23 protein-coding genes and 2 pseudogenes are annotated in these 24,040 nt (G+C 71.6%); 18 read left to right on the forward strand and 7 right to left on the reverse strand.

The window, feature by feature from the left end:
- Positions 1-41: 41 nt before the first annotated feature.
- The 8 genes and pseudogenes from ABD160_RS12810 (at position 42) to ABD160_RS12845 (ending at position 8,156) form a co-directional block, all read left to right on the forward strand.
- Complete coding sequence (locus ABD160_RS12810) at positions 42-1,235, forward strand: ROK family transcriptional regulator (protein WP_344021887.1); 1,194 nt, start codon at positions 42-44, stop codon at positions 1,233-1,235.
- 255 nt (positions 1,236-1,490) lie between these two features.
- On the forward strand, positions 1,491-2,465 hold the full coding sequence (locus ABD160_RS12815) for a TauD/TfdA dioxygenase family protein (protein ID WP_344021889.1): 975 nt from the start codon (positions 1,491-1,493) through the stop codon (positions 2,463-2,465).
- 40 nt (positions 2,466-2,505) lie between these two features.
- A complete protein-coding gene (locus ABD160_RS12820; protein WP_344021891.1) occupies positions 2,506-3,594 on the forward strand; it encodes an ABC transporter substrate-binding protein in 1,089 nt (362 codons plus the stop codon).
- Positions 3,591-4,466, forward strand: a complete 876-nt coding sequence (locus tag ABD160_RS12825) for an ABC transporter permease (protein ID WP_344021893.1) — start codon at positions 3,591-3,593, stop codon at positions 4,464-4,466. The genes ABD160_RS12820 and ABD160_RS12825 overlap by 4 nt, the downstream gene beginning before the upstream one ends.
- Positions 4,445-5,161 carry an ABC transporter ATP-binding protein gene (locus tag ABD160_RS12830; protein WP_344021895.1) on the forward strand — a complete coding sequence of 239 codons (717 nt, stop codon included), beginning with the start codon at positions 4,445-4,447 and terminating at the stop codon, positions 5,159-5,161. Before ABD160_RS12825 ends, ABD160_RS12830 begins: the two co-directional genes overlap by 22 nt.
- Positions 5,158-6,519: an LLM class flavin-dependent oxidoreductase gene (locus tag ABD160_RS12835; RefSeq protein ID WP_344021897.1), complete on the forward strand. Its 1,362-nt coding sequence runs from the start codon at positions 5,158-5,160 to the stop codon at positions 6,517-6,519. Before ABD160_RS12830 ends, ABD160_RS12835 begins: the two co-directional genes overlap by 4 nt.
- Positions 6,512-6,922 (forward strand): annotated as a pseudogene (locus ABD160_RS12840) (MFS transporter); the annotation flags it as partial. The gene ABD160_RS12835 and the pseudogene ABD160_RS12840, both read left to right, overlap by 8 nt.
- Positions 6,923-7,008: 86 nt before the next feature.
- Positions 7,009-8,156: pseudogene (locus ABD160_RS12845) on the forward strand (IS3 family transposase).
- Between the two features lie 135 nt (positions 8,157-8,291).
- Here the strand turns inward: ABD160_RS12845 and ABD160_RS12850 are convergent.
- From ABD160_RS12850 to ABD160_RS12870, 5 genes are all read right to left on the reverse strand, one after another.
- Positions 8,292-8,588, reverse strand: a complete 297-nt coding sequence (locus tag ABD160_RS12850) for a hypothetical protein (RefSeq protein WP_344021899.1) — start codon at positions 8,586-8,588, stop codon at positions 8,292-8,294.
- Between the two features lie 85 nt (positions 8,589-8,673).
- Positions 8,674-9,525 carry a hypothetical protein gene (locus ABD160_RS12855; protein WP_344021901.1) on the reverse strand — a complete coding sequence of 284 codons (852 nt, stop codon included), beginning with the start codon at positions 9,523-9,525 and terminating at the stop codon, positions 8,674-8,676.
- 53 nt (positions 9,526-9,578) lie between these two features.
- Positions 9,579-10,478 carry a hypothetical protein gene (locus tag ABD160_RS12860; RefSeq protein ID WP_344021903.1) on the reverse strand — a complete coding sequence of 300 codons (900 nt, stop codon included), beginning with the start codon at positions 10,476-10,478 and terminating at the stop codon, positions 9,579-9,581.
- 74 nt (positions 10,479-10,552) lie between these two features.
- Positions 10,553-12,661 (reverse strand): type IV secretory system conjugative DNA transfer family protein, encoded by a 2,109-nt coding sequence (locus ABD160_RS12865; protein ID WP_344021905.1) that lies wholly within the window; start codon positions 12,659-12,661, stop codon positions 10,553-10,555.
- On the reverse strand, positions 12,658-13,641 hold the full coding sequence (locus tag ABD160_RS12870; protein WP_344021907.1) for a hypothetical protein: 984 nt from the start codon (positions 13,639-13,641) through the stop codon (positions 12,658-12,660). The genes ABD160_RS12865 and ABD160_RS12870 overlap by 4 nt, the downstream gene beginning before the upstream one ends.
- Before the next feature lie 742 nt (positions 13,642-14,383).
- On the opposite strand from ABD160_RS12870, the gene ABD160_RS12875 reads away from it, so the two are divergent.
- From ABD160_RS12875 to ABD160_RS12910, 8 genes are all read left to right on the forward strand, one after another.
- On the forward strand, positions 14,384-14,791 hold the full coding sequence (locus ABD160_RS12875) for a hypothetical protein (protein ID WP_344021909.1): 408 nt from the start codon (positions 14,384-14,386) through the stop codon (positions 14,789-14,791).
- Positions 14,788-15,357: a DUF6879 family protein gene (locus tag ABD160_RS12880; RefSeq protein WP_344021910.1), complete on the forward strand. Its 570-nt coding sequence runs from the start codon at positions 14,788-14,790 to the stop codon at positions 15,355-15,357. The genes ABD160_RS12875 and ABD160_RS12880 overlap by 4 nt, the downstream gene beginning before the upstream one ends.
- Before the next feature lie 5 nt (positions 15,358-15,362).
- Positions 15,363-16,244 (forward strand): helix-turn-helix domain-containing protein, encoded by an 882-nt coding sequence (locus ABD160_RS12885; RefSeq protein WP_344021912.1) that lies wholly within the window; start codon positions 15,363-15,365, stop codon positions 16,242-16,244.
- Between the two features lie 225 nt (positions 16,245-16,469).
- The gene (locus ABD160_RS12890) at positions 16,470-17,465 is read left to right on the forward strand and encodes an amidase family protein (protein WP_344021914.1); all 996 of its coding nucleotides are present in this window, start codon (positions 16,470-16,472) and stop codon (positions 17,463-17,465) included.
- Positions 17,466-17,480: 15 nt separating this feature from the next.
- Entirely contained in the window at positions 17,481-18,005 is a 525-nt protein-coding gene (locus ABD160_RS12895) for a hypothetical protein (protein ID WP_344021916.1), read from the forward strand.
- Positions 18,002-18,988 (forward strand): tetrahydrofolate dehydrogenase/cyclohydrolase catalytic domain-containing protein, encoded by a 987-nt coding sequence (locus tag ABD160_RS12900; protein WP_344021918.1) that lies wholly within the window; start codon positions 18,002-18,004, stop codon positions 18,986-18,988. The genes ABD160_RS12895 and ABD160_RS12900 overlap by 4 nt, the downstream gene beginning before the upstream one ends.
- Before the next feature lie 152 nt (positions 18,989-19,140).
- Positions 19,141-19,503: a hypothetical protein gene (locus ABD160_RS12905; RefSeq protein WP_344021920.1), complete on the forward strand. Its 363-nt coding sequence runs from the start codon at positions 19,141-19,143 to the stop codon at positions 19,501-19,503.
- Positions 19,504-20,016: 513 nt separating this feature from the next.
- A complete protein-coding gene (locus tag ABD160_RS12910) occupies positions 20,017-21,066 on the forward strand; it encodes a hypothetical protein (protein WP_344021922.1) in 1,050 nt (349 codons plus the stop codon).
- A 40-nt stretch (positions 21,067-21,106) separates the two neighbouring features.
- On the opposite strand, the gene ABD160_RS12915 is transcribed toward ABD160_RS12910, so the two are convergent.
- Positions 21,107-21,409 carry a hypothetical protein gene (locus ABD160_RS12915; protein ID WP_344021924.1) on the reverse strand — a complete coding sequence of 101 codons (303 nt, stop codon included), beginning with the start codon at positions 21,407-21,409 and terminating at the stop codon, positions 21,107-21,109.
- A complete protein-coding gene (locus ABD160_RS12920) occupies positions 21,409-21,687 on the reverse strand; it encodes a hypothetical protein (protein WP_344021926.1) in 279 nt (92 codons plus the stop codon). Before ABD160_RS12920 ends, ABD160_RS12915 begins: the two co-directional genes overlap by 1 nt.
- A gap of 437 nt (positions 21,688-22,124) precedes the next feature.
- On the opposite strand from ABD160_RS12920, the gene ABD160_RS12925 reads away from it, so the two are divergent.
- Together ABD160_RS12925 and ABD160_RS12930 are read left to right on the forward strand one after the other, a co-directional pair.
- Positions 22,125-23,294 carry a DUF932 domain-containing protein gene (locus ABD160_RS12925; RefSeq protein WP_344021928.1) on the forward strand — a complete coding sequence of 390 codons (1,170 nt, stop codon included), beginning with the start codon at positions 22,125-22,127 and terminating at the stop codon, positions 23,292-23,294.
- 393 nt (positions 23,295-23,687) lie between these two features.
- Positions 23,688-23,984, forward strand: a complete 297-nt coding sequence (locus ABD160_RS12930) for a hypothetical protein (protein WP_344021930.1) — start codon at positions 23,688-23,690, stop codon at positions 23,982-23,984.
- The last annotated feature ends 56 nt before the right edge of the window (positions 23,985-24,040 follow it).

A 24,040-nucleotide genomic window follows, 5' to 3' on the forward strand; every position in this document is an offset into this window, starting at 1 on the left:
CGGCGCCCACGCGCCCCGTTCCGACGACGGCAGGACCCGCCGTGACCACCACCTCCGTTTCCGTTCCCACCCCGGCCGGCCCCGCACGACGCGTCGCCGGCCCGGCCGACGTGCTGCGCACCGTGCTCGACCACGGCCCCGTCGCGCGGACCACGATCGGCGAGCTGACCGGGCTGAGCGCGGCGGCGGTGAGCCGCCAGCTCGGCCGGCTCGCCGGTGCCGGGCTGGTCCGCGACGAGCCGGTCCCGCGGCCGCGCGGCACGGTCGGCCGCCCGCACGTCCCGGTCGACATCGACACCGGCCAGCACGCCGTCGCGGGCCTGCACGTCGCCGTCCCGTACGCCACGCACGTGCTCATGGACCTGCGCGGGCGGGTGCTGGCCGAGCGGCGGCTGCCGCACCCGCCGGACGCCGGTCCGGACGGGCTGCCGGCGCGGCTCGGCGACGACCTGGGCCGGTTCCTGCGCGAGCACGCCGGCCGCCGGCGGCTGCTCGGGGTCGGGGTGGCCACCGGCGGGTGGGTCGACCCGGACCGGGCTACGGTCGTCGAGCATCCGCAGCTCGGGTGGCGGGACGTGCCGATCGGCGGTGTCCTGGAACGCCGTCTCGGCCTGCCGGTGCGGGTCGAGAGTCACGCCCGCGCGCTGGCCCGTGCCGAGCAGCTGGTCGGGGACCTGCGGTTCCGTGCACGCACGAGCATGGTGGGGCTGTTCGTCGGCAACGTCGTCGACGCGGCGCTGGCGACCGGCGGCCTGGTGCACCAGGGGCCGGGGGCGGCCGCGGGCGACGTCCGGCACCTGCCGGTCGGCTCGGACGTGCGGTGCCCGTGCGGTCGGGCCGGGTGCTTCCTCGCCACGGTCACCGAGAGCGCCGTGGCGCGGCGCGCCGTGCACCGCGGGCACCTCGCCGAGCCCCGGTTCGCCGACGTGCGGGCGGCCCTGCGGGATGGCGCACCGTGGGCGGTGACCCTGTTCGCCGAGCGTGCCCGCGCGATCGGGCGGGCCGGCGCGCTGCTGCTCGACGTGATCAACCCGGAGGTCATGGTGATCACGGAGTCCGGGCTGGCGGACCGGCCGGAGCTGCTCGCGGAGCTGCACACCGAGGTCGCCCGCTACTCGCACGTGTGCACCGATCCGGAGCGCACCGTCGTCGCCGGGTCGTTCCGGACCCACGCCCTGGCCGTCGCCGGTGGTTCCGTGGCGTTGCACGATGTCTACCACCGGCCCCTCCCGTGACCTGCGCGGACTTAATTCCCCGATCCGGAAAATTGACACCCTCGTCGGGATCGACAAAGAATCGGTGACATGAGCGCACCGCATCGGAACAGGGAATGTCGTCCCTGTCGCGGTCTCTGAGCGCTCGTCCGCGGCCGCTGACGCCACTGCCGGCGTCTGCCCCCGCTCCGTTCCACCCGTAGGCCCCCCGGACCTCCGTCCGGGCCGCACTCCGGCGCACCTCCTGTCCGAAAAGTCATTTTCCTGGAGATCGCCATGACCCTCGCCCCGGACCGGTCCGCCACCACCGAGCTCACCGTGACCCCCGTCGCCGGGCACATCGGCGCCGACGTCGACGGCGTCGACCTGGCCGGCCCGCTCGACCCGACGACCGTCGAGCTCGTCACCGAGGCCCTGCACCGGCACAAGGTCCTCTTCTTCGCCGGCCAGGAGCTCGACCACGCCGCGCAGATCCGGTTCGGCCGGACCTTCGGCGAGCTGACCTACGCCCACCCGCACGACGAGGCCCCGCCGGAGGACCACCCGGAGATCTTCACGGTCGACCCGGAGCGCTACCGGCAGCGCTACGACGGCAACGGGCACCAGAAGCGCAAGAAGTACAGCTACGTCGCCGGCTGGCACACCGACGTCACCGCCGCGGTGAACCCGCCCGCCGTGTCCGTGCTGCGGGCCGACGTCGTCCCGGAGTTCGGCGGGGACACCACCTGGACCAACCTCGTCGCCGCCTACCAGGGGCTGTCCGAGCCGGTACGGGCGTTCGTCGACGGCCTGCGGGCCGAGCACCGCTACGGCGGCTCGCAGGCGCCGTCGGCCGCCGGCAGCGACGGCTACGCGAAGCGGGTCAACGACAACCTGCTCGTCTCCACCCACCCGGTCGTGCGGGTGCACCCAGTGACCGGCGAGCGCGCGCTGTTCGTCAACCCCGGCTTCACCAGCCACATCGTGGACGTGTCCGCGCGGGAGAGCGCGGCGATCCTGGACCTGCTCCACCACGAAATCACCCGGCCCGAGTACACGGTCCGGTACCGCTGGCGCCCGGGCGGGGTGGCCGTCTGGGACAACCGGGCGACCGCGCACCTCGCACCGGCCGACCTCGACCACCTCGACGTCCGCCGCACCCTGCACCGGGTGACGGTGATCGGCGACCGCCCGGTCGGGCCGGACGGGTTCACCTCCGAGATCGTCGCCGGCCGGCCGTTCACCGCCGACCACGCCGTCGTCGTCGACTGAACCGCGCGAACCCCGAGACGATTCGTACGGAGATGCCGACATGACCGTCACCCGTTCCCACCGGTGGCCGATCGCGGTGGCGGCCGCGCTCGGTGCCCTGCTGCTCGCCGCCTGCGCCGGACCGTCCGGCACCGACGACGTCCTCGCCGCCGACGCCCCGCTGCCCACCGAGGTCCCTCCGGGGACGACCCTGGTCGTCGCCGACCAGCAGGAGGCCCTGCAGACGGCGCTGCGCGTGTCCGGCGAGCTGGACCGGCTGCCGTTCCAGGTGGAATTCGCCAACTTCGTCGGCGGCCCGGAGATCCTGGAGGCCTTCCGCGCCGAGGCCGCGGACGTCGCCACCGTCGGTGACACCCCGCCGATCCAGGCACTGGTCGCCGGGGAGGACGTGCCGATCATCCAGGCCCGCCAGTCCGACCCCGCCAACACGCTGCTCGCCGTGGCCCCGGGGGCCGGCGTCCGCACGCCGGCCGACCTGCGCGGAAAGAAGATCGCCTACGCCGAGGGCACCGCGCAGCAGGTCGTCGTCCTGCGCACGCTGGAGAAGGCCGGGCTGAGCACCGACGACGTCGAGCTCGTCCGGCTGCAGCTGGCCGAGTTCAACGACGCCGTGCGCACCGGCCAGGTCGACGTCGCGCCGCTGAACGAACCACGGCTGACCCGCTTCCTGGAGGAGGCGGCGCCGCGCGGCGGCGGTGTGATCGACCCTGCCGCGACCGAGGGCACCTCGTCCGGGCTGAACTTCCTCTACGCCCGCCGCGCGGTGCTGGAGGACCCGGCGCGGGCGGCCGCGCTGCGGTCCTTCGTCGATCACTACACCCGGTCCCAGCAGTGGATCAACGACAACCAGGACGAGTGGATCCAGCGCTACTACGTGGAGAACCAGGGCGTCACCGCCGAGGACGGCCGCCGGATCGTCGACTCGCTCGGCGACTACACCTTCCCGCCCCTCGACGAGGCGCTGGTCGCACGCCAGCAGGCGAGCATCGACGTGATCGACCGGGCCGGCGAGCTGCCGCGCCAGGTGGACGCCGCCGACGGCTTCGACCTGCGCTTCGACGAGGTCATCGGCGAGGTCGTGCCGGAGATCGGTGGCTCGCAGGCGGTACCCGAGGAGGTCCAGCGATGACCGAGCTGTCGACCGGAACGCGACGGGCGATGCCCGCGCGGGCCGGCCGGGCCGGCGCGGCGCCCGTCGAGGAGCGGCTGGCGTCGCGCCCGCGCACCCGGCGCCGGCTGGGACCGGGCCGCAGCAACGTCACCGCGCTGGCCGTGGGCCCGCTGCTGCTCCTGCTGATCTGGACGATCGGATCGGCGGTCGGGGTGATCAGCCCGGCCACCCTGTCCGCCCCCTGGACGGTGGTGAGCACCGTCGGCGAGCTGGCCGCGGACGGCCGGCTGCAGTCCAACCTGCTCACCTCGGTGCAGCGCTCGCTGATCGCGCTCGTGATCGGGGTGGCGACCGGGGTGGTGCTCGCGCTGATCTCCGGCCTGAGCCGGGTCGGCGAGTCCCTGGTCGACGGACCGGTGCAGATCAACCGGGCGGTGCCCACCCTCGCGCTGATCCCGCTGGCGATCGTCTGGTTCGGGATCGGCGAGGACATGAAGATCATCATGATCGCGCTCAGCGTGCTCGTGCCGGTCTACATCAACACCCACGCCGCGCTGCGGGGAGTGGACGCCCGCTACGTCGAGCTGGCCGAGAGCGTCGGGCTCTCCCGCGCGCGGTTCATCCGCCGGGTGGCGCTGCCGGGGGCATTGCCCGGCTTCTTCACCGGCCTGCGGCTGGCGGTGACGATCTGCTGGACCGCGCTCGTGGTGGTCGAGCAGGTCAACGCCACCAGCGGCATCGGCTACCTGATGACTCAGGCCCGCCAGTACGGGCAGACCGAGATCATCGTCGTGGGGCTGGTCCTGTACGCGGTCCTCGGGCTGGCGAGCGACACGGCCGTGCGCCTGGCGGAGAGGAGGGCGTTGTCGTGGCGACGCACACTGGGCTGAGCGCGGTCCGGACGCGGGGGCTGACCCGCGGGTTCGACGGCCGGGTGGTGCTCGACGACGTGGACCTGGAGATCGCGCCGGGCGAGTTCGTGGCCCTGCTCGGGCGCAGCGGGTCGGGCAAGTCGACCCTGCTGCGGGCCCTGGCCGAGCTCGACGACGGTGTCGCGGGCTCCGGCGAGTTGGACGTGCCGGCCGAGCGGGCCCTGGTCTTCCAGGACTCCCGGCTGCTGCCGTGGGCCCGGGTGCTGGACAACGTGGTGCTCGGGCTGGACGGCGCCGACGCCCGCCGGCGCGGTACCGAGGCCCTCGCCGAGGTCGGGCTGGCCGGCCGCGAGCGTGCCTGGCCGGGCGAGCTGTCCGGCGGCGAGCAGCAGCGGGTCGCGCTGGCCCGCTCGCTGGTCCGCTCACCGACGCTGCTGCTGGCCGACGAGCCGTTCGGCGCGCTCGACGCGCTCACCCGGATCAGGATGCACGCGCTGCTGCTGGAGCTGTTCGACCGGCACCGGCCCGCGGTGCTGCTGGTGACCCACGACGTCGAGGAGGCCGTCGTGCTCGCCGACCGCGTGCTGGTGCTCGACGCCGGTCGGATCGCCGTCGACCGGCGGATCGGCCTGGGCCGGCCCCGGCACGCCGGCGACCCGGATCTGATCGAGCACCGGATCCGGCTGCTGGAGGCGCTGGGGGTGGACCTGTGACCAGCCGGCAGCTCTCGCTCAACGCGTTCGTCTACCCGGCCGGGCACCACGAGGCGGCCTGGCGGCACCCGTCCAGCGGGGCGGACCGGATCTTCGACGTCACCTACTACCAGGAGATCGCCCGGACCGCGGAGGCCGGGAAGCTGGACGCGGTCTTCTTCGCCGACGGGCCCGCGCTGCAGGGCGACGTCGCCTTCAACGCCGTCGGACGGCTGGAACCGATCACCCTGCTCACCGCGATCGCGACGGCCACCGAGCGGATCGGGCTGATCGCGACGGCGTCCACCACCTACTACGAGCCCTACAACCTGGCCCGGCTGTTCGGCTCGCTCGACCACATCTCGCGCGGCCGGGCCGGCTGGAACGTCGTCACCACCGGCAACGACTCCGCCGCGGCCAACTTCGGGCTGGCCGCGCACCCGTCGCACGCGCAGCGCTACGCCCGGGCGGCGGAGTTCGTGGACGCGGTGACCGCGCTGTGGGACAGCTGGGAGGACGACGCCGTGCTGCTGGACCGGTCGACCGGCCGCTACGCCGACCGGTCGAAGATCCACGAGATCGGGTTCGCCGGCGAGCACCTCCGGGTGCGGGGCCCGTTCAACCAGCCGCGCCCGCCGCAGGGCCGCCCGGTGCTGGTGCAGGCCGGCGCGTCCAACGACGGCCGGGCGTTCGCCGCCCGGCACGCCGAGGCGATCTTCACCGCGCACCAGCGGCTCGCCGACGCGCAGGCGTTCTACTCCGACATCAGGCAGCACGCGGCCCGGCTCGGCCGGCGCCCCGACCTGGTCCGCATCCTGCCCGGGATCAGCCCGTTCATCGCCGGGACCGAGACCGCGGCCCGGGACCTGCAGCGCGAGTTCGACGGGCTGACCGTGCCGGAGTACGGGCTGCGCCAGCTGGAGCGGCTGACCGGCGAACCCGCCGGCCGGCTCGGTCACCTCGACCTCGACCAGCCGGTGCCCCCGGACCTGTTCGCCGACGCCGGGGACGTCACCGACAACTCCCGCAGCCGACTGCAGGTCGTCGCGGGGATCGTCGAGCGGGAACGGCCGACGGTGCGGGGGCTGCTGCACCGGCTCGCCGGCGCCCGCGGGCACCGGGTCGTGGCCGGGACGCCGGAGCAGATCGCGGACACCGTCGAGGAGTGGTTCACCTCCGGCGCGGCGGACGGCTTCAACGTGATGCCGCCGTCGTACCCGACCGGGCTGGAGGTGTTCGTCGAGAACGTGGTCCCGATCCTGCGATCGCGCGGGCTGTTCCGCGAGGAGTACACCGGTACCACCCTGCGTGAACACTTCGGACTGCCACGCCCGGCGAACCGGTTCACCGGGGTGCCGCGGGCCGTGGCCGGTGGGTGAACCGGGCCCGCTGCGCCGGCTCGCCGTCCCGGTCCTGCTGCCGACGGCGCTGTTCGGGCTCGGGCAGGGCGCCGCGGCCCCGCTGATCGCGCTGCAGGCACGCGAGCTCGGGGCCTCGGTCGCGGTCGCCGGCCTGGTCGTCGCCGTGCTCGGGGTCGGCCAGGTCGTCGGCGACCTCGGTGCCGGGCGGCTGGTCGCCCGGCTCGGGGAGCGCACCGCGGTGCTGCTGGGCACCGGGGTCGGCGTCGCCGGCGGGGTGCTGTGCCTGGCGGCCGGCACGCCGTTGCTGCTCGGTGCCGGTGTCGGGCTGGTCGGTGTGGCGGCGGCGGTGTGGGGGCTGGCGCGGCAGGCCTACGTCGTCGACGTCGTGCCCGCGCCGTCGCGGGCCCGCGCGCTGTCCGGGATGGCCGGGGTGATGCGGTGGTTGGCCCCGGGTTCGGTGGAGTCGGGTAGCTGGAATTCTGGTCACGTGACCCTGAAGGAGGGTTCGTGGGCAGGCGTGGGTATCCGCCGGAGTTCCGGCGCAAGGTGCTCGATCTCGTTGAGGCCGGACGGCCGGTCGTCGACGTGGCGCGGGATCTCGGGATCAGTGCGCAGTCGATCTACACGTGGCGCCGCCAGGACCGGATCGACAAGGGCCTGCAGCCGGGCCTGACCAGCACGGAGAAGGCCGAGCTGACCGCGGCGAACCGACGGATCTCCGAGTTGGAAACCGAGCTGGCGATCCACCGCCGGGCCTCGGAGCTACTGGGGAAGGTGGTGCCCCCAAAAGGATGTACGAAGCGGTCGCGGTGATCGCCGGCGAGGGCCTGCCGGTGCAGATGGCCACCCGGGTGCTCGGGGTGGCCGAGTCCGGCTACTACGAAGCCCTGACCCGCGCGCCGTCGGCCCGGTCGGTCCGTCACGCCTGGCTGCTCGACCAGATCCGCGAGGTGCACGTCGCGTCGAACGGCACCTACGGGGCACGGCGGGTACACGCCGAGCTCACCCTCGGGCGCGGCATCGCGGTCGGGCACAACGCGGTCGAGATGCTCATGGCCCGCAACGACATCCGAGGGGTCACCGGGCGGCCGCGGTGGAAGCGTCCGCGTCCGGACCTGATCGCCAAGGACCTGGTGGATCGGGACTTCGCCCGCCACGGGCCGAACCAGCTGTGGGTCACCGATATCACCGAACACCCGACCCGCGAGGGCAAGGTGTACTGCGCGGTGGTGCTCGACGTGTACTCCCGTCGGGTCGTCGGCTGGTCGATCGACGCCTCACCGACGGCGGCGCTGGTGACGAACGCGCTCGGGATGGCCATCGACTCGCGAACACCACCGGCCGGAGCGGTGATCCACTCCGACCGTGGGACGCAATTCGGGTCCTGGGCGTTCACCGACCGCGCGAGGGCCTCCGGGCTGGTGCCGTCGATGGGCAGCATCGCGGACTGCTTCGACAACGCCGTCATCGAGTCGTTCTGGTCGCGCATGCAGGTCGAACTGCTCGACCGCAGGCGGTGGAAGACCCGCGTCGAGCTGGCCAACGCGATCTTCGAGTACCTCGAGATCTGGCACAACCGGCGTCGGCGACATAGCGCTCTGGGGTGGCTGTCACCGCTAGAGTTCGAGACGCAGAACAAGATCGTCGTGGCCTAGAGGTTCCAGCCACGCGACTCCGCTGAACCCGGGGCACCCCAGAGCCTCCACCGAAGCCGGGGCGGTTCACTATAGCAGCAGACGATCGAGACCCAGGCCCAGTAGTACCGAACCAACCCGGTAGGTCGGGGCAGATCAGGCTCGGTTAAGCCGTTCCAGGATCTGGGTGAGTAGCGTCTGGGTCTGTTCGTTCGACCGTTCCAGCGCGTCGAACCGGGCACCGGTGCGCTGCTCCAACGTGTCGAACCGCGCGCTCTGCGCCTCGAACTGAGCGTTCGTACTCTCCGCGAGCTGGTCGATCTTCGCGTCCACGCTGCTGACCCGGCCGTCCAGGGCGTCGACCTTGCCCTCGATCCGCGCGGAGATCTCGTACAGGGCGTCGACGTCGGCGCCCTGCTGGCGCAAACGGCGTTCCACCTCGGGAGACGACATGGCCAGGAGCCTACGACACCCGCCCCGGGCCTGACCGTGAACGGGTCTGCCTGGCCAGCACACGGGCGTCGGGGTGGTCGGGCGGCTACCGCCCGCGTCGGCCGGCTCCGTGCTCGCTCTTCGCCGCGCGACCGAACTGCAGCACCTGTGCATCGCCATCGGTTGCGTCGTCGGCGTCGTAGCGGGTGAGCGGGTCCTGGTCGAGTGCCCGGTAGAGCAGCTCGAGATCGGTTCGTACCGCATCACGGACCAACGTCGAAGTGTCCTGTTCCTCGCAGGGTCCCTCACATCCACAGGCCCGCCACTGGCCCGGGCCGGGTTCCAAGCGGCGGGCGAGGTCTTCCAGGACCTCGCGGGTCTGGGCGAGGATTCGCCCCGAGACCTCGACCTCGGCGATCTCGAAGCTTGGGCCGGTGGCAGCGTCGTGCAACGCCATCCCGAGGCCCGTGGTCGCCTCGGCCGCCATGTGCGGGTCGAAACGAACCGACGGGTGGCCCGTCATGCTGGACAGCAGCGACGCCACCGGCCCTGCCGCATCCGCAGGGGCGTCGTTGGAGGGCGCACCGGGGCTATCCGGCGAGGCCAAAGATGCCGTGTTCACGGCGGCGAAGAACTGCGCCTGCCCGAGCGCGGCGACCAGGCGCCCCACGAATCCCGCCGGGAGCATCGCGTCCGGTGCTGCGGCGAGCCGGGCCTCGCCGGCCTCGACGTCGGCACAGAACCGCTCGGCCATCTCCTGGCCCCAGGAGTCGTCGAAGTAGTTGCGCAGGGCCGTGGTCTCGGCGATGCCCATACGCTGGGCGACCATGTCGATCCGATCCCGCAGACCGTGCTCGATCACCGGCCGCGAGACCTCGATCCCACGGGCCCGGCACGTCTCGGCGAAATCATCGACGAGTCGCTGCAGCTTGTTCGACCGGCGGCCCGTCTGTCCCATGACGACACCTTCCCACCACGTCGGGACTGCCGGGACCAGGCCGGCCGGATGGGTCAGGTACTGGCGGCGTCCTCGCCGATGTCGGCCATGCGTGCGTCGAGGAAGTACTCCCACCAATACTCCGGGCGACTCGGCGGTGCCGGTGTTTCGGCATCGAGCAGTGCTACCCGAGTCGGGCGTGCGCCGTAGCTGGAATCGTGGCCCCGCAGCGGCGGGAACCGGTCGGGAAAGTACCGAGGGCGATCGGCTTCCCGCTCGGTAGTCAGCGCAGGCGGATGCTGGCCGGTCGCGGAGCCGGCCTCTTGGACGGCGTCGTCGTAGCGGCGGCGTTCCTCCTCAGTCACGCGGTGCTTGCCCGGCGCACACTCGCGCCGGTCGATGGCCACCGCGAGGTTGGTGATCGCGGCCGGGAGCCAGCGAACGTGCCACTCGGCCACCAGCTCCGGGCGCACACCGACCGCGCTCGAGGAGATGTAGAGGGTGCGCAACCACGCGAGCTCACGCACCGCGCGCGGGTGCACCGGCCAGCAGTCGGGCAGCTCCAGCCGCGTGAGCTGGTAGTCGTTGTTGAGCACTTCGGAGACGAACCCCGCCAGGGCGTCCCACGCGGCGTGCTTGTCGCCTCGATCGAGCTGCGACCAGCGCAGCGCCGGGGTCAGCGACAGCGCCTCATCGTCCGCGTCGCCCGCGCCCGTCCCGGCCGCGGCGGCCTCGACCGCGCCCCCGAGAGCGGCCACACCCTGTTCGACGTCGTCGAGCCGGGGGCTCATGCGGCCGAGAATGTCGGCGATCTCGGCGACGTGACCTGCGGTCTCATCGCTCTGCCGGGTCGTGGTGTCGAGCTGCCGCTGCACCTGGCGCAGCTGCTCACCGACCTCCACCGCCCGCGGCCGGGCCGCGCCAGGAGCGGGTCGTTCCCTGCCCGACGGCGGGACGGGGCCATCGCTGGTCACGGTGACCGGTCTCCTCTCGTCTCAACGACACGGCGGCAGTGGCGGGGCCAGCGCACCAGTGCGACCAGCCAGAACTAGGCGGCCACCTGATCCGCAGCATGCCCTTCGGCACGAATACCCACGGTGGGAGCCTGCGTGATGATCGCAGGCGGCGGGCGCAGGTCCGCCCGGGTCCACACCGGGCTGACCCGCACCACCGTCGCCGGGGTCGCGCGGTGAATCAGCAGCGCGTGCCACTGCGGCAGCGTGCGCACCCGGTCGACCGGGCACACCCGGACCTTCTCGTAGCGCTCCTCACCACCGCCGGTGGGCACCGGCTTGTGCCGGTCCCCGCACAACACCGAGGCCTTCTCCAAGTCCTCGCGCAACGACAACCCACCGAAGATGACCTTGGCGTTGGTGGCGTTCCAGATCGTCTCCCCGCCCTTGGCGCCCCAGCGCTGGGCGAGCTGGGACGGCGACTGCACCGCCCACTCGATGTGGATCCCACGGCCACCAGCGTCGGCGACCCAGCGATCCAACGGCACCGGAGTGATCAACGCAGCCTCATCGAGGAACAACCCCAGCGGGGGATCCAACCGCCCCTTCGGCCGCGACGACGCGACCCGCTTGGCCATCTCGAACAGGTGGCCAGTCATCGCTGCCAGCAGCGGCGCGATCGAAGCATGCTCGCGGTCCGAACCGACCACGAACAACGATCCGCGACCAGCGAGGAGCTGTTCAGCATCAAGCTCCTGACCGCCGCCACTACCGGTCACCAGGGCTGCGACCTGCGGATCGGTCATGAACTTCACCGCCTCCGACAAGGTCATGAAGATCGAATCGCGGGTCTTGCGGGCATCGGTGGCCAGGACCTGCCGCAGAGCGTCCAGCGTGCCCTCCGGGACGCGGCCGCCAGGGTCGCGGCCCAACACCTCCAGCGCTTCACCGGCTCCCCCGCTGCGTGCATCGTTGGTCGGGGAGAACACCCACCGCGCCACGGTGGTCATGTCCCGCCCGGACAGATCGGCGGCCATCAGCAGAGCGCTCAGCACGCTGACCGACCACTGGTCCCACCGATCACCACCGTCCTCGCCCGCCGACACCCCACCCACCATCAGCCCGGCCCGGATCGCAGCGACCTGCGGGTCCGCGCAACCCGACACCGGGGACCACCACACCGACGACCCCAGATCACCGAGACGCTCGGGGTTGAACAGCCACACCGGGCCCTGCTCGGCTCGCTTGCCCGCGCAGAAGTTGTACAGATCGGGCTTGGTCGAGGTCGCCAGCAACGGACCGTCGTGATCGACGATGTGGTGACCCATCAACGCCGTCTTGCCGGTCTGTGGCGGAGCCACCAGCCCGATCACATCCCGATGCGGCGCATAGCAGTCGGTACCGATCACCGGCCCGACCACCGAACGACCCAGCCAGGTCCCGCACCGCCGCACCGGCAGCCGCTCCACCAGCCCGGGTGCCAGCACTCCCCCGGGATCGGGCTGGCTGACCTCCGCGGTGACACTGGGGCGAGTCGCCGCAGCGGCGAGGCGCACCGCGTGCGAGGACAGGTGCCGATGCAGGTCCCACCACCCGGCCCAGCCCTCGACGCCGAAGCCGGTCCGCACGCGGGCCCGCTCGGTGTGGCCATACGCCGCCCGGCCGGGCGGGATCGCCAGCACCGCAACACCGACCGCCGTCAGGACAGCGCCGGTGACCACGACCATCACCTCGGGAAGGACCAGGAGGCCCATCCCCAGCACCAGCCCGGACGCCGACGCTGCGAGAGGCAGGGTCTGGCGCCAGAGCAGCAGCGCCGACGCGCCCGCGACGACCGCACCGACCACGGTCGCCACGACCGCCGGACCGCACAACAGCACCAGTCCCAGCAGCAGGCAGCAGGCAGCGCCCGCCTGGACCAGTCCCCCGGACAGGACCCTCGCCGAACGCTCGCCGAGGCCAGCCCACACCGCAGAGGCCACGATCGACCGGACCAGCGGTAGCAGAACCCACCACCACACCCGGCTCACAGCCCGCCGCACCGAGACCAACACAGCAGCTCTCTGACTCGACGGCTCCGGGGCGCGGCCCGATGTCGAGTCGTGGCGCTGGTCGCCAGCCGTGCCCGATCGGTCCTGTCCAACCTCGACGGTTGCTGTGTCCTCAGGGTCGGGGGGCACGCTGTGCAACTCGGTGGGGTTCATGCGCCGACTCCCAGCGTCACGCCGCGATCGGGCCCGACGAGGACCAGAGCACCGGCGCCACCGGACGAGCTGTCGTGCTCCGAGTCGGGAGACATCCCTGCGGGCCGGTGCTGAGCGTCGGAACTCTCGTTCTGCGCCATGCCCAGCTCGCGCTCGGCGTCCTCGATATCGCGGCGGCCGGTGCGTGGTGACTGGCCGAAGATCGCGCCGACCTGGGATCCGGTGAGCTCCACCGACGGGATGAGCCCCCCACGGATCAGGTCCTTCACCTGCTCGACCCGGACCTCCCTCTCCGCACTCAGGAGATCCTCACGCTCCCAACGGGTCCCACCACCCGCACCGTCCGCCGGGAGAACCCGCGTCCCGGCGTCAGAACCCTCGTGCACCGTCCCAGCCTGCGGCTCAGCGGCCTCTACGACGGTCGCCGCAGCTGGCGCGATGCCAGCCGCAGCAGCCGCCTCCGCCACCGTCACCGGACCGTCTCCCGAGTCCGCCGCCGCGGCCTTGACCGCCGCGGTGAGACGGTCACGAAGCTCCGGGGCAGCCTCGGTCGCGACAAACACGACCAACGGCGGCACCGAGTGCAGCAAGATCTGTCCCGGATCCAGCGCACCCCACGCCTTCCAAGTGTTCATCGCATACGTCGCACCCAGAGTCGCCCAGCGGGCCCGGCGAGCCCAGACCGGCGTCGCCAGCTGCCACCGAGAGGTCGTCTGCTCCGCCAGCACCACCGCGATCAACACCAACGACACCATCGGGTCGAGCAGCCATGCCGCCCACCAGCCCGGAGACCACTCCTCGGCGCCCTCGGCCCCGAACTCCTGCACGTTGGTCATGCAGAACGCCATCCCGAGCACGATCCCGGTCCACATCAACCGGTTCACCTGGCCCCGGACACGCTCCACCTGCAACGCAACCACATCCGGGTGCGTCGACAGCTCCCGCACCTTGGCCGAGTGCTCGGCCTCGGCGGCCAGCACCGTCGCCCGCTCCTGCAGCGACTGCGCGGACTTACGCGGCCACATCGAGACCACCCGCCGACGTCGCGAGACGAGCCGTCCGGGCCCGAAGACCACGCAACCAGCTCGCTGTCTCACGCCGAGACCTCTGCGCATCCTGCTCCGCCAGATCGGGGGCGGGCGCAGCCTCGACGGCGCACCCGCGGCACGGCACACCGGCCGGAGCGGTCAAGGACACCGGATGGACCAGTAGGCCGCACAGCGCGCGATAGCGGCCGGCAACCCGGCCGCTGGTGAGCTCCTCCGACGCAACTTCGTGCTCGAGTCCATCGCCGACAGAGGTCATCAGGACGTTGTTCTGATGGCTGTGACGAGGCGACCAACCATCGGCGGCGAGGCGGGCCGCGGCCCCTTCTCCGAGTACCGCCATCGCCGGGCGCGCGGGCCGCAGCTGATGACTCGCGGATGGGCTCTCGGGCCAGTGACCTCGGTTTGGGATCCTTGACATGACGGTCGTGCTCCTCGTGCTCGACGGCTGGGTGAGCGCGATCTGTCAGGCCCCGGCGGATGTGCCTGCATCCGCCGGGGCCGCCCACCGGTACATGCCGGGGGATCGCACCTACATCTTATCCAGTGCTACGATGGATAACAAGCTGCGATCTGACTGCCGGAGGTACGCGCGCCGCTATCCAGTGGGCGATTGACTAGCTGGTCGAGCCCGACCGACACTGACCTGGTCACACCCTGACCGGGAGGAACGCCGATGACCGAGAACGTGCACCACCTCGAGATCCGCACGCTCGTAACCACCGCCAGCGAATGCGGAGAGAGCCGAGTCTGCCCGTCAGTCCACGAAGTCGTCGGCGCCCCCGAGAACCTGTGGGTTGTGTCCAAGCGGACCACCCCGGCCGAGACCGCCGCATTCCAGCACTTGCTCGACGAGGGCGAAGTCCTCGGCTGGATGCCCGCAGGGCTGCTCCCGGCCGAGTGCGACGCAGTCGCGCGCACCCGTGGGGTGACTGGGCCTGGCGTCCATCCGGATCGGGTGTACGTGATCTCATCCGAGGTCACCGGCGAGGTCGAGCTCATCGCCTTCGCCGAGCTGTTCGACCCCGTCACCGAACAGCTCGGCACCGTCAAGGCGCGGCTCCTGGAGGGAGTAGCAGCATGATCGACGAACAGCAGCTCGAAGCTGCCATCGACGAACACTTCCACCACGCCGGGGACAAGCTCTTCCGGATGGAGTGCCTTCCCCGCTACATGGCAAGCGAGGGCGAGGAGAGCGACTTTCAGCGCTACCTGGCCGGGGCCGACGGACCCGACATGGAACGCAAGGAGCAATGGCTCGCCATCCTGCGGGGCGAGGAGGCCCGCGGGCTGATCTCTTATCGTGTGCGCGCGTTCTCCAACGCCATGACCGAGTACGAGCGGTATGAAGCCGACTGGTGCTATGTCCACAACGCCGCAGCCGGCGAGGACATCTCCGTGCTCCGCGACGGCGAGCACGACACCCCAGCGACGTTCATCAGAGAAGACTTCTGGCTGGTCAATGACGCGCTGCTCATCCCGATGCAGTACGACGAGCACGGCCGCTTTCTGAGCGCCGACATCGTCACCGACCCCGACACGATCGCGCCGTACCTACAGGCGCGCGACGACGCCCACGCAGCGGCGGAACCCTTTCGCGCGTGGTGGGACCGACACCCCGAGCTGCACCAGCGCAAGAGGGCGGCCTGAGCTCAGTGCCCGATGCGCAGCCGAGTAGTTCCCCGGACAGACTCCCGCCGCTGTCCGGGGAGCTGCTGCGCGCGCTGCGCGAGCAGACCGGCCTCAGCCAGAACCAGGCACGCAAGGCAGCCGGGGTCGGGCAGTCTTCGCTGTCCCGTACCGAAGCCGGTGAATCCCGGCCGACCCCACGACTGGTGCGCGCGGTGCTGCAGGTCTACGCGCAGCACGGCGTCGGCTCGCTCACTCCCGAGCGCATCGACGAGCTCGTAGAGCAGGCACAAGCCCTAGAGGCCGAGCGCGTGGACGCCCGTGTCGTCCTGCAGAGCGGGAGCGCACACCGGTTCCAGTGGCGCATTCACGAGGCCGAGCGGGCCGCCCGCCTGGTGCGCTCCTACCATCCCTCCGTCATCATCGGTCCGCTGCAGACACGAAGCTACGCAGGTGCGGTGTTCACCCCCGACGAGCAGCTCGACGAGCAGGACGCGGCACAGTCCGTCGACGCCCGCATGGAACGTGCTCAGCTACTCGCCGATCCCGGCCGCTCCTGGCAGATGGTGCAGAACGAGCAGGCCCTGCGGTGGCCGGTCGGCGGCTACGGTCAACAAGCTGAGCAGCTGGAGAGCATCGTGCGCATCGCCGCCCAGCCGAACGTCAGTTTCCGGGTGCTGGCTCTGGACACGGTTGCACCCCGACCGGCACCGGTATCGGGCTTCCACCTCTACGACGACACACAGGCGCTCGTCGGCACCGAGTCCGGAAGCACCCTGATCCAAGACCCTGACTACATCGCCATGTACGCGCAGCTGCACGTCGAACTCTCCGAACTCGCTCTGCCCGAAAACGAGTCACTGGAGCTACTGCGACACCTGGTGCACGATTACCGGGAACGAAGCTAGACACACTCGGCCGCCGTCAACCCGGCCCGGGTACGAGCGACATCCCAGACAGCACTCAACCGAGGAGACACGGCCACCACACACCATCAACCGGCGCCCACGCAGGCGCCGGCCGCAGCTGCCATCGAGCAGGCCCGGCGACTCGACCCAGCGCTGCGTGCGTTCCTCTCCATCGGTCTCGACACCGGCGTGCCACCTCATCCTGGCGAAACACCTGAGTCTCTGATGACCGGTCTACCGATCACGGTGAAGGGCGAACGAGGCGCCCGACACCCTGGTGTACAAGCCCTTCTCCAGGCCGGCGCCGTGCCCATCGGGACCACATCAGTCCCCCGTGGCCCGCGCGGCTACCAGACCTGGGGCTACACCGATCGTGGTCCGACGCGTAACCCGTGGCGACCGGACCTGTCCCCCGGCGGATCGTCCGCCGGCGCTGCCGCGGCGGTCGCCGCCGGGATCGTCCCGCTGGCCTGCGGTAGCGATGGGGCCGGATCCGTCCGGATCCCGGCTGCGTGGTGCCACGTGATCGGCTTCAAGCCCACCACCGGCCGTGCCCCCACCCCCGACCCGACCGGGCTCGCCGTACCGGGCGTGCTGGTCCGCGACCCCGCTCTCCTACGGCCCTGGGCCGACGCCGTACTCCCGGACTGGTTGCCAAGGGCAGAGAGACCACCGAGCCCCCTGCTGGTCGCCGCCTGGTCGGCCACCCTCGGCTATGCCGGTCCGCATCTCGACCCCGAGGTCGTCGAGATCGCCGAGCGAGCAGCCCAGGCCCTGTGCGCTCGCGCCGGCCTGGCCCTGGCCCGACCGGGGGTCAACCTCATCGATCCCGCGAGCGCGTGGATGACGCTGCGCAGCACCACCTCGAGCGCAGCGGAACGGCAGCTCGCACACCGAACGCGACAAGACAACAACAACCGGCTCGCCGAGGTCTTCCAGAGCGCGGACCTGGCGCTGACTCCCACGACCCCGGGGCGGGCGCATGGCCACGACGGCCCCGGCGCGCACCTCAGCGTCGCGCTCACCTGGGGCATCAACCTGTCCGGGCACCCCGCAGCGAGCGTCCCGGCCGGATTCACCGCCGACGGCTGCCCGGTGGGCCTGCAGATCATCGCCCGCCCCCGCAGCGACGAGTCGCTGCTGCAGCTCCTCGACGACCACGTACCGCCGGCCCCGATCGCGCCCCTCGCGCAGCAGGCCATGACGAACCTGGAGCCGTGAACGATGATGACCGCTATGACTACGGCCCACACTCATGGCCTGACACTGGCCAGCGACGCGATCCTGAGCTGGACGCACCGCTACGGGTCGACCACGTCGTGCCTGGCGCGGCTGCGCGGCACCCGTGACCCGGCCGCAGCCGATCGCCTGCTGCTGACCGTCGTGCTCAGCGAGCTGCGCGGTCAGCCCCGCGGCCACTACGTCCTGTCCGACGTCGCCGGCGCCGCGAACAGTGCGTGCGCCCAGCTCGTGCCGGGCAGCGTCGACCCGGGCGCGATCACGTGGCTGGTGCACCACGGCGAGTTCTCCAGCGCCGACCCGACCGGGCCGGAGTCGCTGACCCGCGTCGACCTGCACTGGACCCTCGACCGCTACAGCGTCCCGGCCTGGGACGAGGTCACCCGGCTGAACTACGACGACTCCCGCCAGTTGCTCGTCGAGCTCCGACTGCGCCCGGTCGACGAAGTCCTCGACGCGATGCCCTGGGACATCCCACGACCCCGGCAGGACGGCGGCGACACCGGCGCGCCCCAGGGATGATCGACACACCCCAGACCCGCACGATCCCCGGCCGCGCGATCCTGGCCGAGGTGCGCGACACCTACCGCGACGCCTACGCAGTCACCCTGCAGGAACACGGGACTCGCGTGGTGGTCGTGCGGTTCGAGTCGACCACCGACGACACCGACTGGGCCGCTCGGATGGAGGCATCCCGCGTCTCGGCCGAGCAGAAGGTGCGCACCTTCACCGCGCTCGGAGCCACACCGGACCACATCGTCGTGCCCGACAGCGTCGGCATCAGCGAGATCGCCGGCATCATCCACCGCGCCAACGACGACCCCCAGGTCGCCGGGATCATCGTCCAGGCCCCGCCACCCCAGGCCGTGCTCGCGCTGCTCAACGAGATCGACCCTGCCAAGGACATCGACGCCCTCGGCATCTTCTCGCCTCGTACGGCGTGCGCGACCGCCGACGGCGTCGTGCGCATCGCCGAGCCCTACCTACCCGATGCCCGCATCGCGGTCGTCGGCAGCAGCGGCTTCGTCGGCTCCGGCGTCGTCACGCTCCTGCGCCAGGGTGGCCACGATCCGATGCTGTTCGAGGACGGGGACGACTTGCGCGGGCTCCGCGAAGCCGATGTCGTCCTCTCGACGACCGGAAGTCCCTGGCTGCTCACCTCCGACCACATCCACGCCGAGCACCGCCTGGTCGTCGACTCAGGATTCACCCCGCACCCCGACGGACCCCGCGGTGACCTCCACCCCGGCGCCGCAGCCCAGCCGCTGGTCGTCACCCCCGTGCCCGGCGGAATCGGGCCCGTGGAGATGGCAGTACTCGCCGAACGCCTAGTGCAGCAACACGCCGCTCCCGAGCTCGACTCCTGGCGGTTCCACGGACTCGACGCGCCGAACCCGTCCCTCACCACGGCCCAGGAGGACGTCACCCACGCCCTGCAACCCCGTTCCGAGATCGAGCCTGACGAGCAAGGCTACGACCGTGACGATGGGTTCGGCCTGGACTGAGCTGAGCAGTCAGCTCGCAGGGACATCGGCAACCCCCGATCGGTCGTTTCAGAAAGTTGTGGCGTGTCGCGGCCCGCCGTTTCAGAAAGTAGGGAAGGATGCTCCGCATGGCTAGACGACCAACAGGCCGCCCGTCGAAGGGCCCGCGCGCAGTGGTTCTTCCGCGGGTCCTGCTGGCCGACGACCGTGCGCTCAAGACCCTGGCCGCCGCCCGGGGATGGTACGTGTCCGAGACGGCAGCCAAGCTGATCAACATCGGGCTGCGGCACGTCGCCGAGCTTTCCGCCGATTTGCCCCGCCGAGTTCCGGCCGCGGAGTCGACCGACTTCACCGCGCGGATCCCCGAGGTCGACAACCAGGCTCTTCGCGCGATCGCGAGTGACCGCGACCGCAGCATCTCCGTCGTGGCCGGAGCACTCGTGCAACTCGGGCTCCGGTATCGCAACGAGCTGGTGGGACAGATCCCAGCGCCGTACCCCAACCATCAGGAGCAGCGTCTGATCAGGGCCTCTTAAACGAGAACGAGACGGCCCCCCTGCCAGGGGGCCGTCTCCGTTCGTTCTCGCGTCAGCCGGTCATGCACCCGCCTGACGCCGTAGCCCCGGCGAACCGGGGCCAATCCCCCACCTGCGAAGAAGGGGCGCTTTCGCGTGTCCAGGATACATCCTGGGCCGGGAGCCAACCACTACAGACACGGGGCGAGTTCGTCGTGCCCAGAATCAGAGCGCTCGCCAGCAGCGGGCACCGGATTCTGCACTCTGTGTTACGAGCACGGCGCGTTCACCCTGGCCTCCGGCCCCTCCCAGCTCTGCCTGCTCCACGAGCTCCCCCTCGTGGAACAGCTGCCCAGCGGTGCCTACGGCATCCGCGCGGCCGCGGCACTCCGCCGGACGCCTCGCGGACGTGCTGCCCGCGGCCGTGTAGGACCGACCAGCGGACCCGGTCGCCCGCGGCGCGCGCTGCCTCCCAGCCGGCGCGCCCGAGCCCGCGGTGTTGCCCGGGCACGTGCCCGTCATGGCGCCGGGTTCGTGCCGCACCCGGGCTGGCGCCACTTCATCGACCGCGAGTACCGGGTCCTGACTGCCCAGCCCGAGGCCCTCGACCACGTCGCTCGCCTGGTCGATGACGAGGACTGGCGCTCGGACAAGCGCCGCAGCTGGTCGGCGATCCTGCGGCGCCTGGTGTGCCACATGGACTGGGAGACCGGACTGATCACCGGACTCACCACAGAACGGCTGGGCGCCGCCGGCGGTCGCGCCGAGCGCACGGTCTCCCGGGTCTTGGCCTGGGCCCGCGACTGCGGGCTGCTCGTCGTCGTCGAACCCGGCGCGAGCGCGGAGTTCCTCGGCACCGACACCGGACGAACCCCCACCTACGCGCTGGTCACCCACAGCCCGCTGCCCCGCCTCGACGCTGGTCTATCCCTGGAAGACGAGGCTGCCGATGAGCAGCCTGCTTCCCGAGGTCAGAGCACTGTGGATGAAAGTGGCGACCTCCCCACTACTCACGTAGGTACTAAGCCCTTGTCGGGCGGCAGACGGCCACATCTCCAGTCGGCACTCGGCTGGCACCCCTATGACGTCCCCGACACCTCCGGTGCCAGAAACGCAGCAACCCTCTCGTTAATCACGCTTCTCGGCCTAGGAGGCCGGAAAGGCAGCAAGATTGAGATTTGGCGTGCCCGGGCTCTGCTCAAGCCGTGGTGGGAGGCCGGCGCCACCGTCGCCGGGCTCCGTCACGCCCTCGAGCACCACCCCGACCGGCCCGACCAGCCCCGCGGACCGGTCACCACCGATGCCCGCGACCCGCTGCGGGTCATGGGAGCACGGCTGCGGCCCTGGCGGGGCCGGCTGAACGAGATCCGCGCCGTCCAGATCGGCCGCATGCGCAGCACCACTGCGTCGGGGCCCGAGCGCCGACAGCCACCGGTCCTGCACCGAGGGGCTGAGCCGGTGGTGCAGCTCGACCGGGCGCTGCTCGACCGGCCGGCCGGCCGGGGAGCGCGGCAGGCTGCACGAGAGGCACTTAGTGAGCATCTGCGCCAGCTCCGGGAAGCTCGCGCCGGCCACGTGCCCTGACCGGGCACACAGCGGCGGCGGCGCACCCCGGGCGGCGCGACTAGTGACCAAAACCGCTGGTGAGACCCTTGCGCGTGCGCCCACGCGGATCATTAGGGCCATCTGGGCCCGTGCGTTCGCGCCGCGCCGCGGCCAGTGCATCGCGGCGGACCTGGTCGGGGACCTGATCCAGGGTCACAGACAGGCTGTCGAAGACAGCGGCCATCGCCAGCCCGACGTCCTGGCCGTGCAACCCGGCGTAGGTGTCCTGCACCGCGCGTCGCCGCAGCTGTTGGGCGAACTGGGCGAGCAGGAGGCGGTCATCACGGAGCTGGACCGCGGCACGTTCCTCGGAGGCGCGCATCACCGCTCCCTACTCGTACGAGGATCGAGCTGGGCGCGGAGCGCATCAGCGGTCCAACGCACCGTGCGCCGCAGCTGCAGCGGCACCGGCCGACCTGCCGAGAGCTCGGCGGCCGCGGCCCGCAGGATCCCCGCGACCCGCCCGGCGACCACCCGGTCCGGGATCGGCGGCACACCCCCTTCGACCAGTCCGGCCACGACACGCAGCGCCGAGGCCTCGGCTTCGGTCTCGGCGTCGACACGGTGGGCGTAGCGGTCGTAACGACTGTTGTCGCCCATCCCCCAGCCTCCCGCCGCGGCGTCCAGCTCTGTGGTCCGTCGGGGTGCTTCCCCCACCCCGACGGACCCGCGCAGCCTAACCCAGATGGGAACAATAGTTCGAACTATGGGTTTCTGCGTGGTCGTTCGGCGAGCGCAGAGTTCCGGTGAGGTCGCGACCGCAGCCGGGTGGGCCGTGGTGACTCTGCACCCCGCGCTCCGGCTTACCCGCCGATGCCGCGCTTGGCCGCACCCGACGCGGGTGACACCACCAGGCCCCATCGTCGGCTGCCGGTCAGGCGGTCGGGGTGGTGTCACGCCGGTCGGGCGAGCGCGCGGCCCCGTCGCGCCGGACCGCGGGGTGTGGGCGAGTCACGTCCCAACGCAGCGGTCGGGACCGCACCGGCCCCGCTTCCCCAGGGGCCGGTGCGTACGCTCGAGAGAACGGAACCCGTGTCATGGAGCAGATCACCGACCAGAACGCCGTCTCGCTGACCACCCGCAACGCCGACCTGAGCGACATGGTCGAGCTGCTGCGCACCCAGCAGGCCGCCAAGACCGACCATGTCGTCGCCGCGTCCGACTTGGCCGCCCAGGGCGGGCAGATGCTCGTGCACGGCGCCGGCAGGAGCGAGCTGTCGATGGACGGGGTCACCACCGGTGACCTGACCCTCGCACCGACCCGTACCGCCGACAACGGCATCGCCGACAAGCTCGGCATCCCGGCCGCCTACCTGCGGCGGACCCGCGAGCAGAACATCGACCTCTACGACGCCAACGTCAACGGCTGGCTCACCCACCGGCCCGATCGCCGGTTCCTGGTGCGCGGCCTGGCCGACGGCGAGGGCCGGCACGGGGTGATGCGGGCACTGCTGTCGGACCGCTACCGCCCCATCGAGAACCTCGACGTGCTGATGACCTGCCTGGACGGCATCCGGGAGGCCGACCACCCCGTCGACATCGTCTCGGCGGACCTGTCCGAGTCCCGCATGTACGTCAAGATCCGCTCCACGGCCGTGGCCGCGATGGCGCCGGCACTGCTGACCGGCTACACCTCCCCGTTCTCCGGCGACCGCGGCGCCGACAACCCGACGGTGTTCGCCGGGTTCGTCCTGACCAACTCCGAGACCGGGCAGGGCAAGTTCCGCCTCATCCCCCAGCTCACCGTCCAGATCTGCACCAACGGCATGACCCTGACCCGCCACGCCATCGACGAGGTCCACGCCGGCGGGCGCCTCGAACACGGCCAGATCGACTGGTCGGCCGACACCCAGGCCGCCAGCCTGGCCCTGGCGAAGAAGATGACCCGCGACGCCGTCAGCAAGTTCCTCGACCCGGTCTGGGTGGCCGAGCGCATCGCCGAGATCGAGGCCGACGCCGGGGTCGAGGTCACCCGCCCCCAGCAGACCATCGAGCACGTCAGCAAGAAGCTGCGCTTCTCCACCGCAGCCCAGGACTCGATCCTGACCCACTTCATCCGGGGCGGGGCCCCGACCTCGGGTGGGGTGCTGCACGCGGTCACCGCGGCCGCTCAGACCATCCCCGACGTCGACGAGGCCTACGAGGTCGAGTCCCGCGGCATCGAGGCCATGCAGCTCTCAGCCACCTTCGCCGCGGCCGCGAGCTGACCGCTCCCCACCTCGCCAGCCCGTCCGACCGGCACCCCCGCTCGTAATCAGCCGGGGTGTCGGTCGGCGGGCCCGGGTCGTGTCTGACCACCATCCCCTTGCGAACAGGAGCTCCAGCGATGACCACGATTGCCGACATCCGGCGGATCTTCTCCGTGCGCGGTATCGATCCCGACCAGCTCACCCAGACCCCACCCGACAGTCACGGCGCAGCGTTCGTGTTCGCCCCGCCGGGCGGGGGCCGGGTGTGGTTCGCCCCGCTCGAGCGGGCCGGCTGGCGGATCGGCTGGCACTACCTCGTCACCGCCCACGGTGCGCTGGTCGAGCACGGCCGTACCGATTCCACCATGGCGTCCTTCCGGTCCTGCACCGCCACACCAACCGGCGTGCCGCGTGATCCCCGCAGTGCTCGCCCGCCTCGCCCCGCCGGCCGCGCACCGGCCCTTCCCGCTGCGCGCCGACGGCCCTGCCGAGCGGTGGATTCTCGGGCTGTTCGTGGCCTGGCGGGATCTCCAGGCCGACGGCGGCGGGTCGATCAGCGGTGCTGATCTGGTCGGCCACCTGGATGAGATGTTCACAGCGATCGGCCTGGACGACGCCACCAGTCTGCTCGGGCTCGCGGCACAGTGCCCGCACCAGCCACGGTGCCGGCACAGCCACGACCACGACACCGCCGTCGAACAGCAGTAGACGGGACGGAGCGTGGGTCCGCCCCGCAGCAGGGGGCGGGCCCACGCTGGCATCCC

Source organism: Pseudonocardia kongjuensis, from assembly GCF_039526905.1.
Classification (GTDB): Bacteria; Actinomycetota; Actinomycetes; order Mycobacteriales; family Pseudonocardiaceae; genus Pseudonocardia; species Pseudonocardia kongjuensis.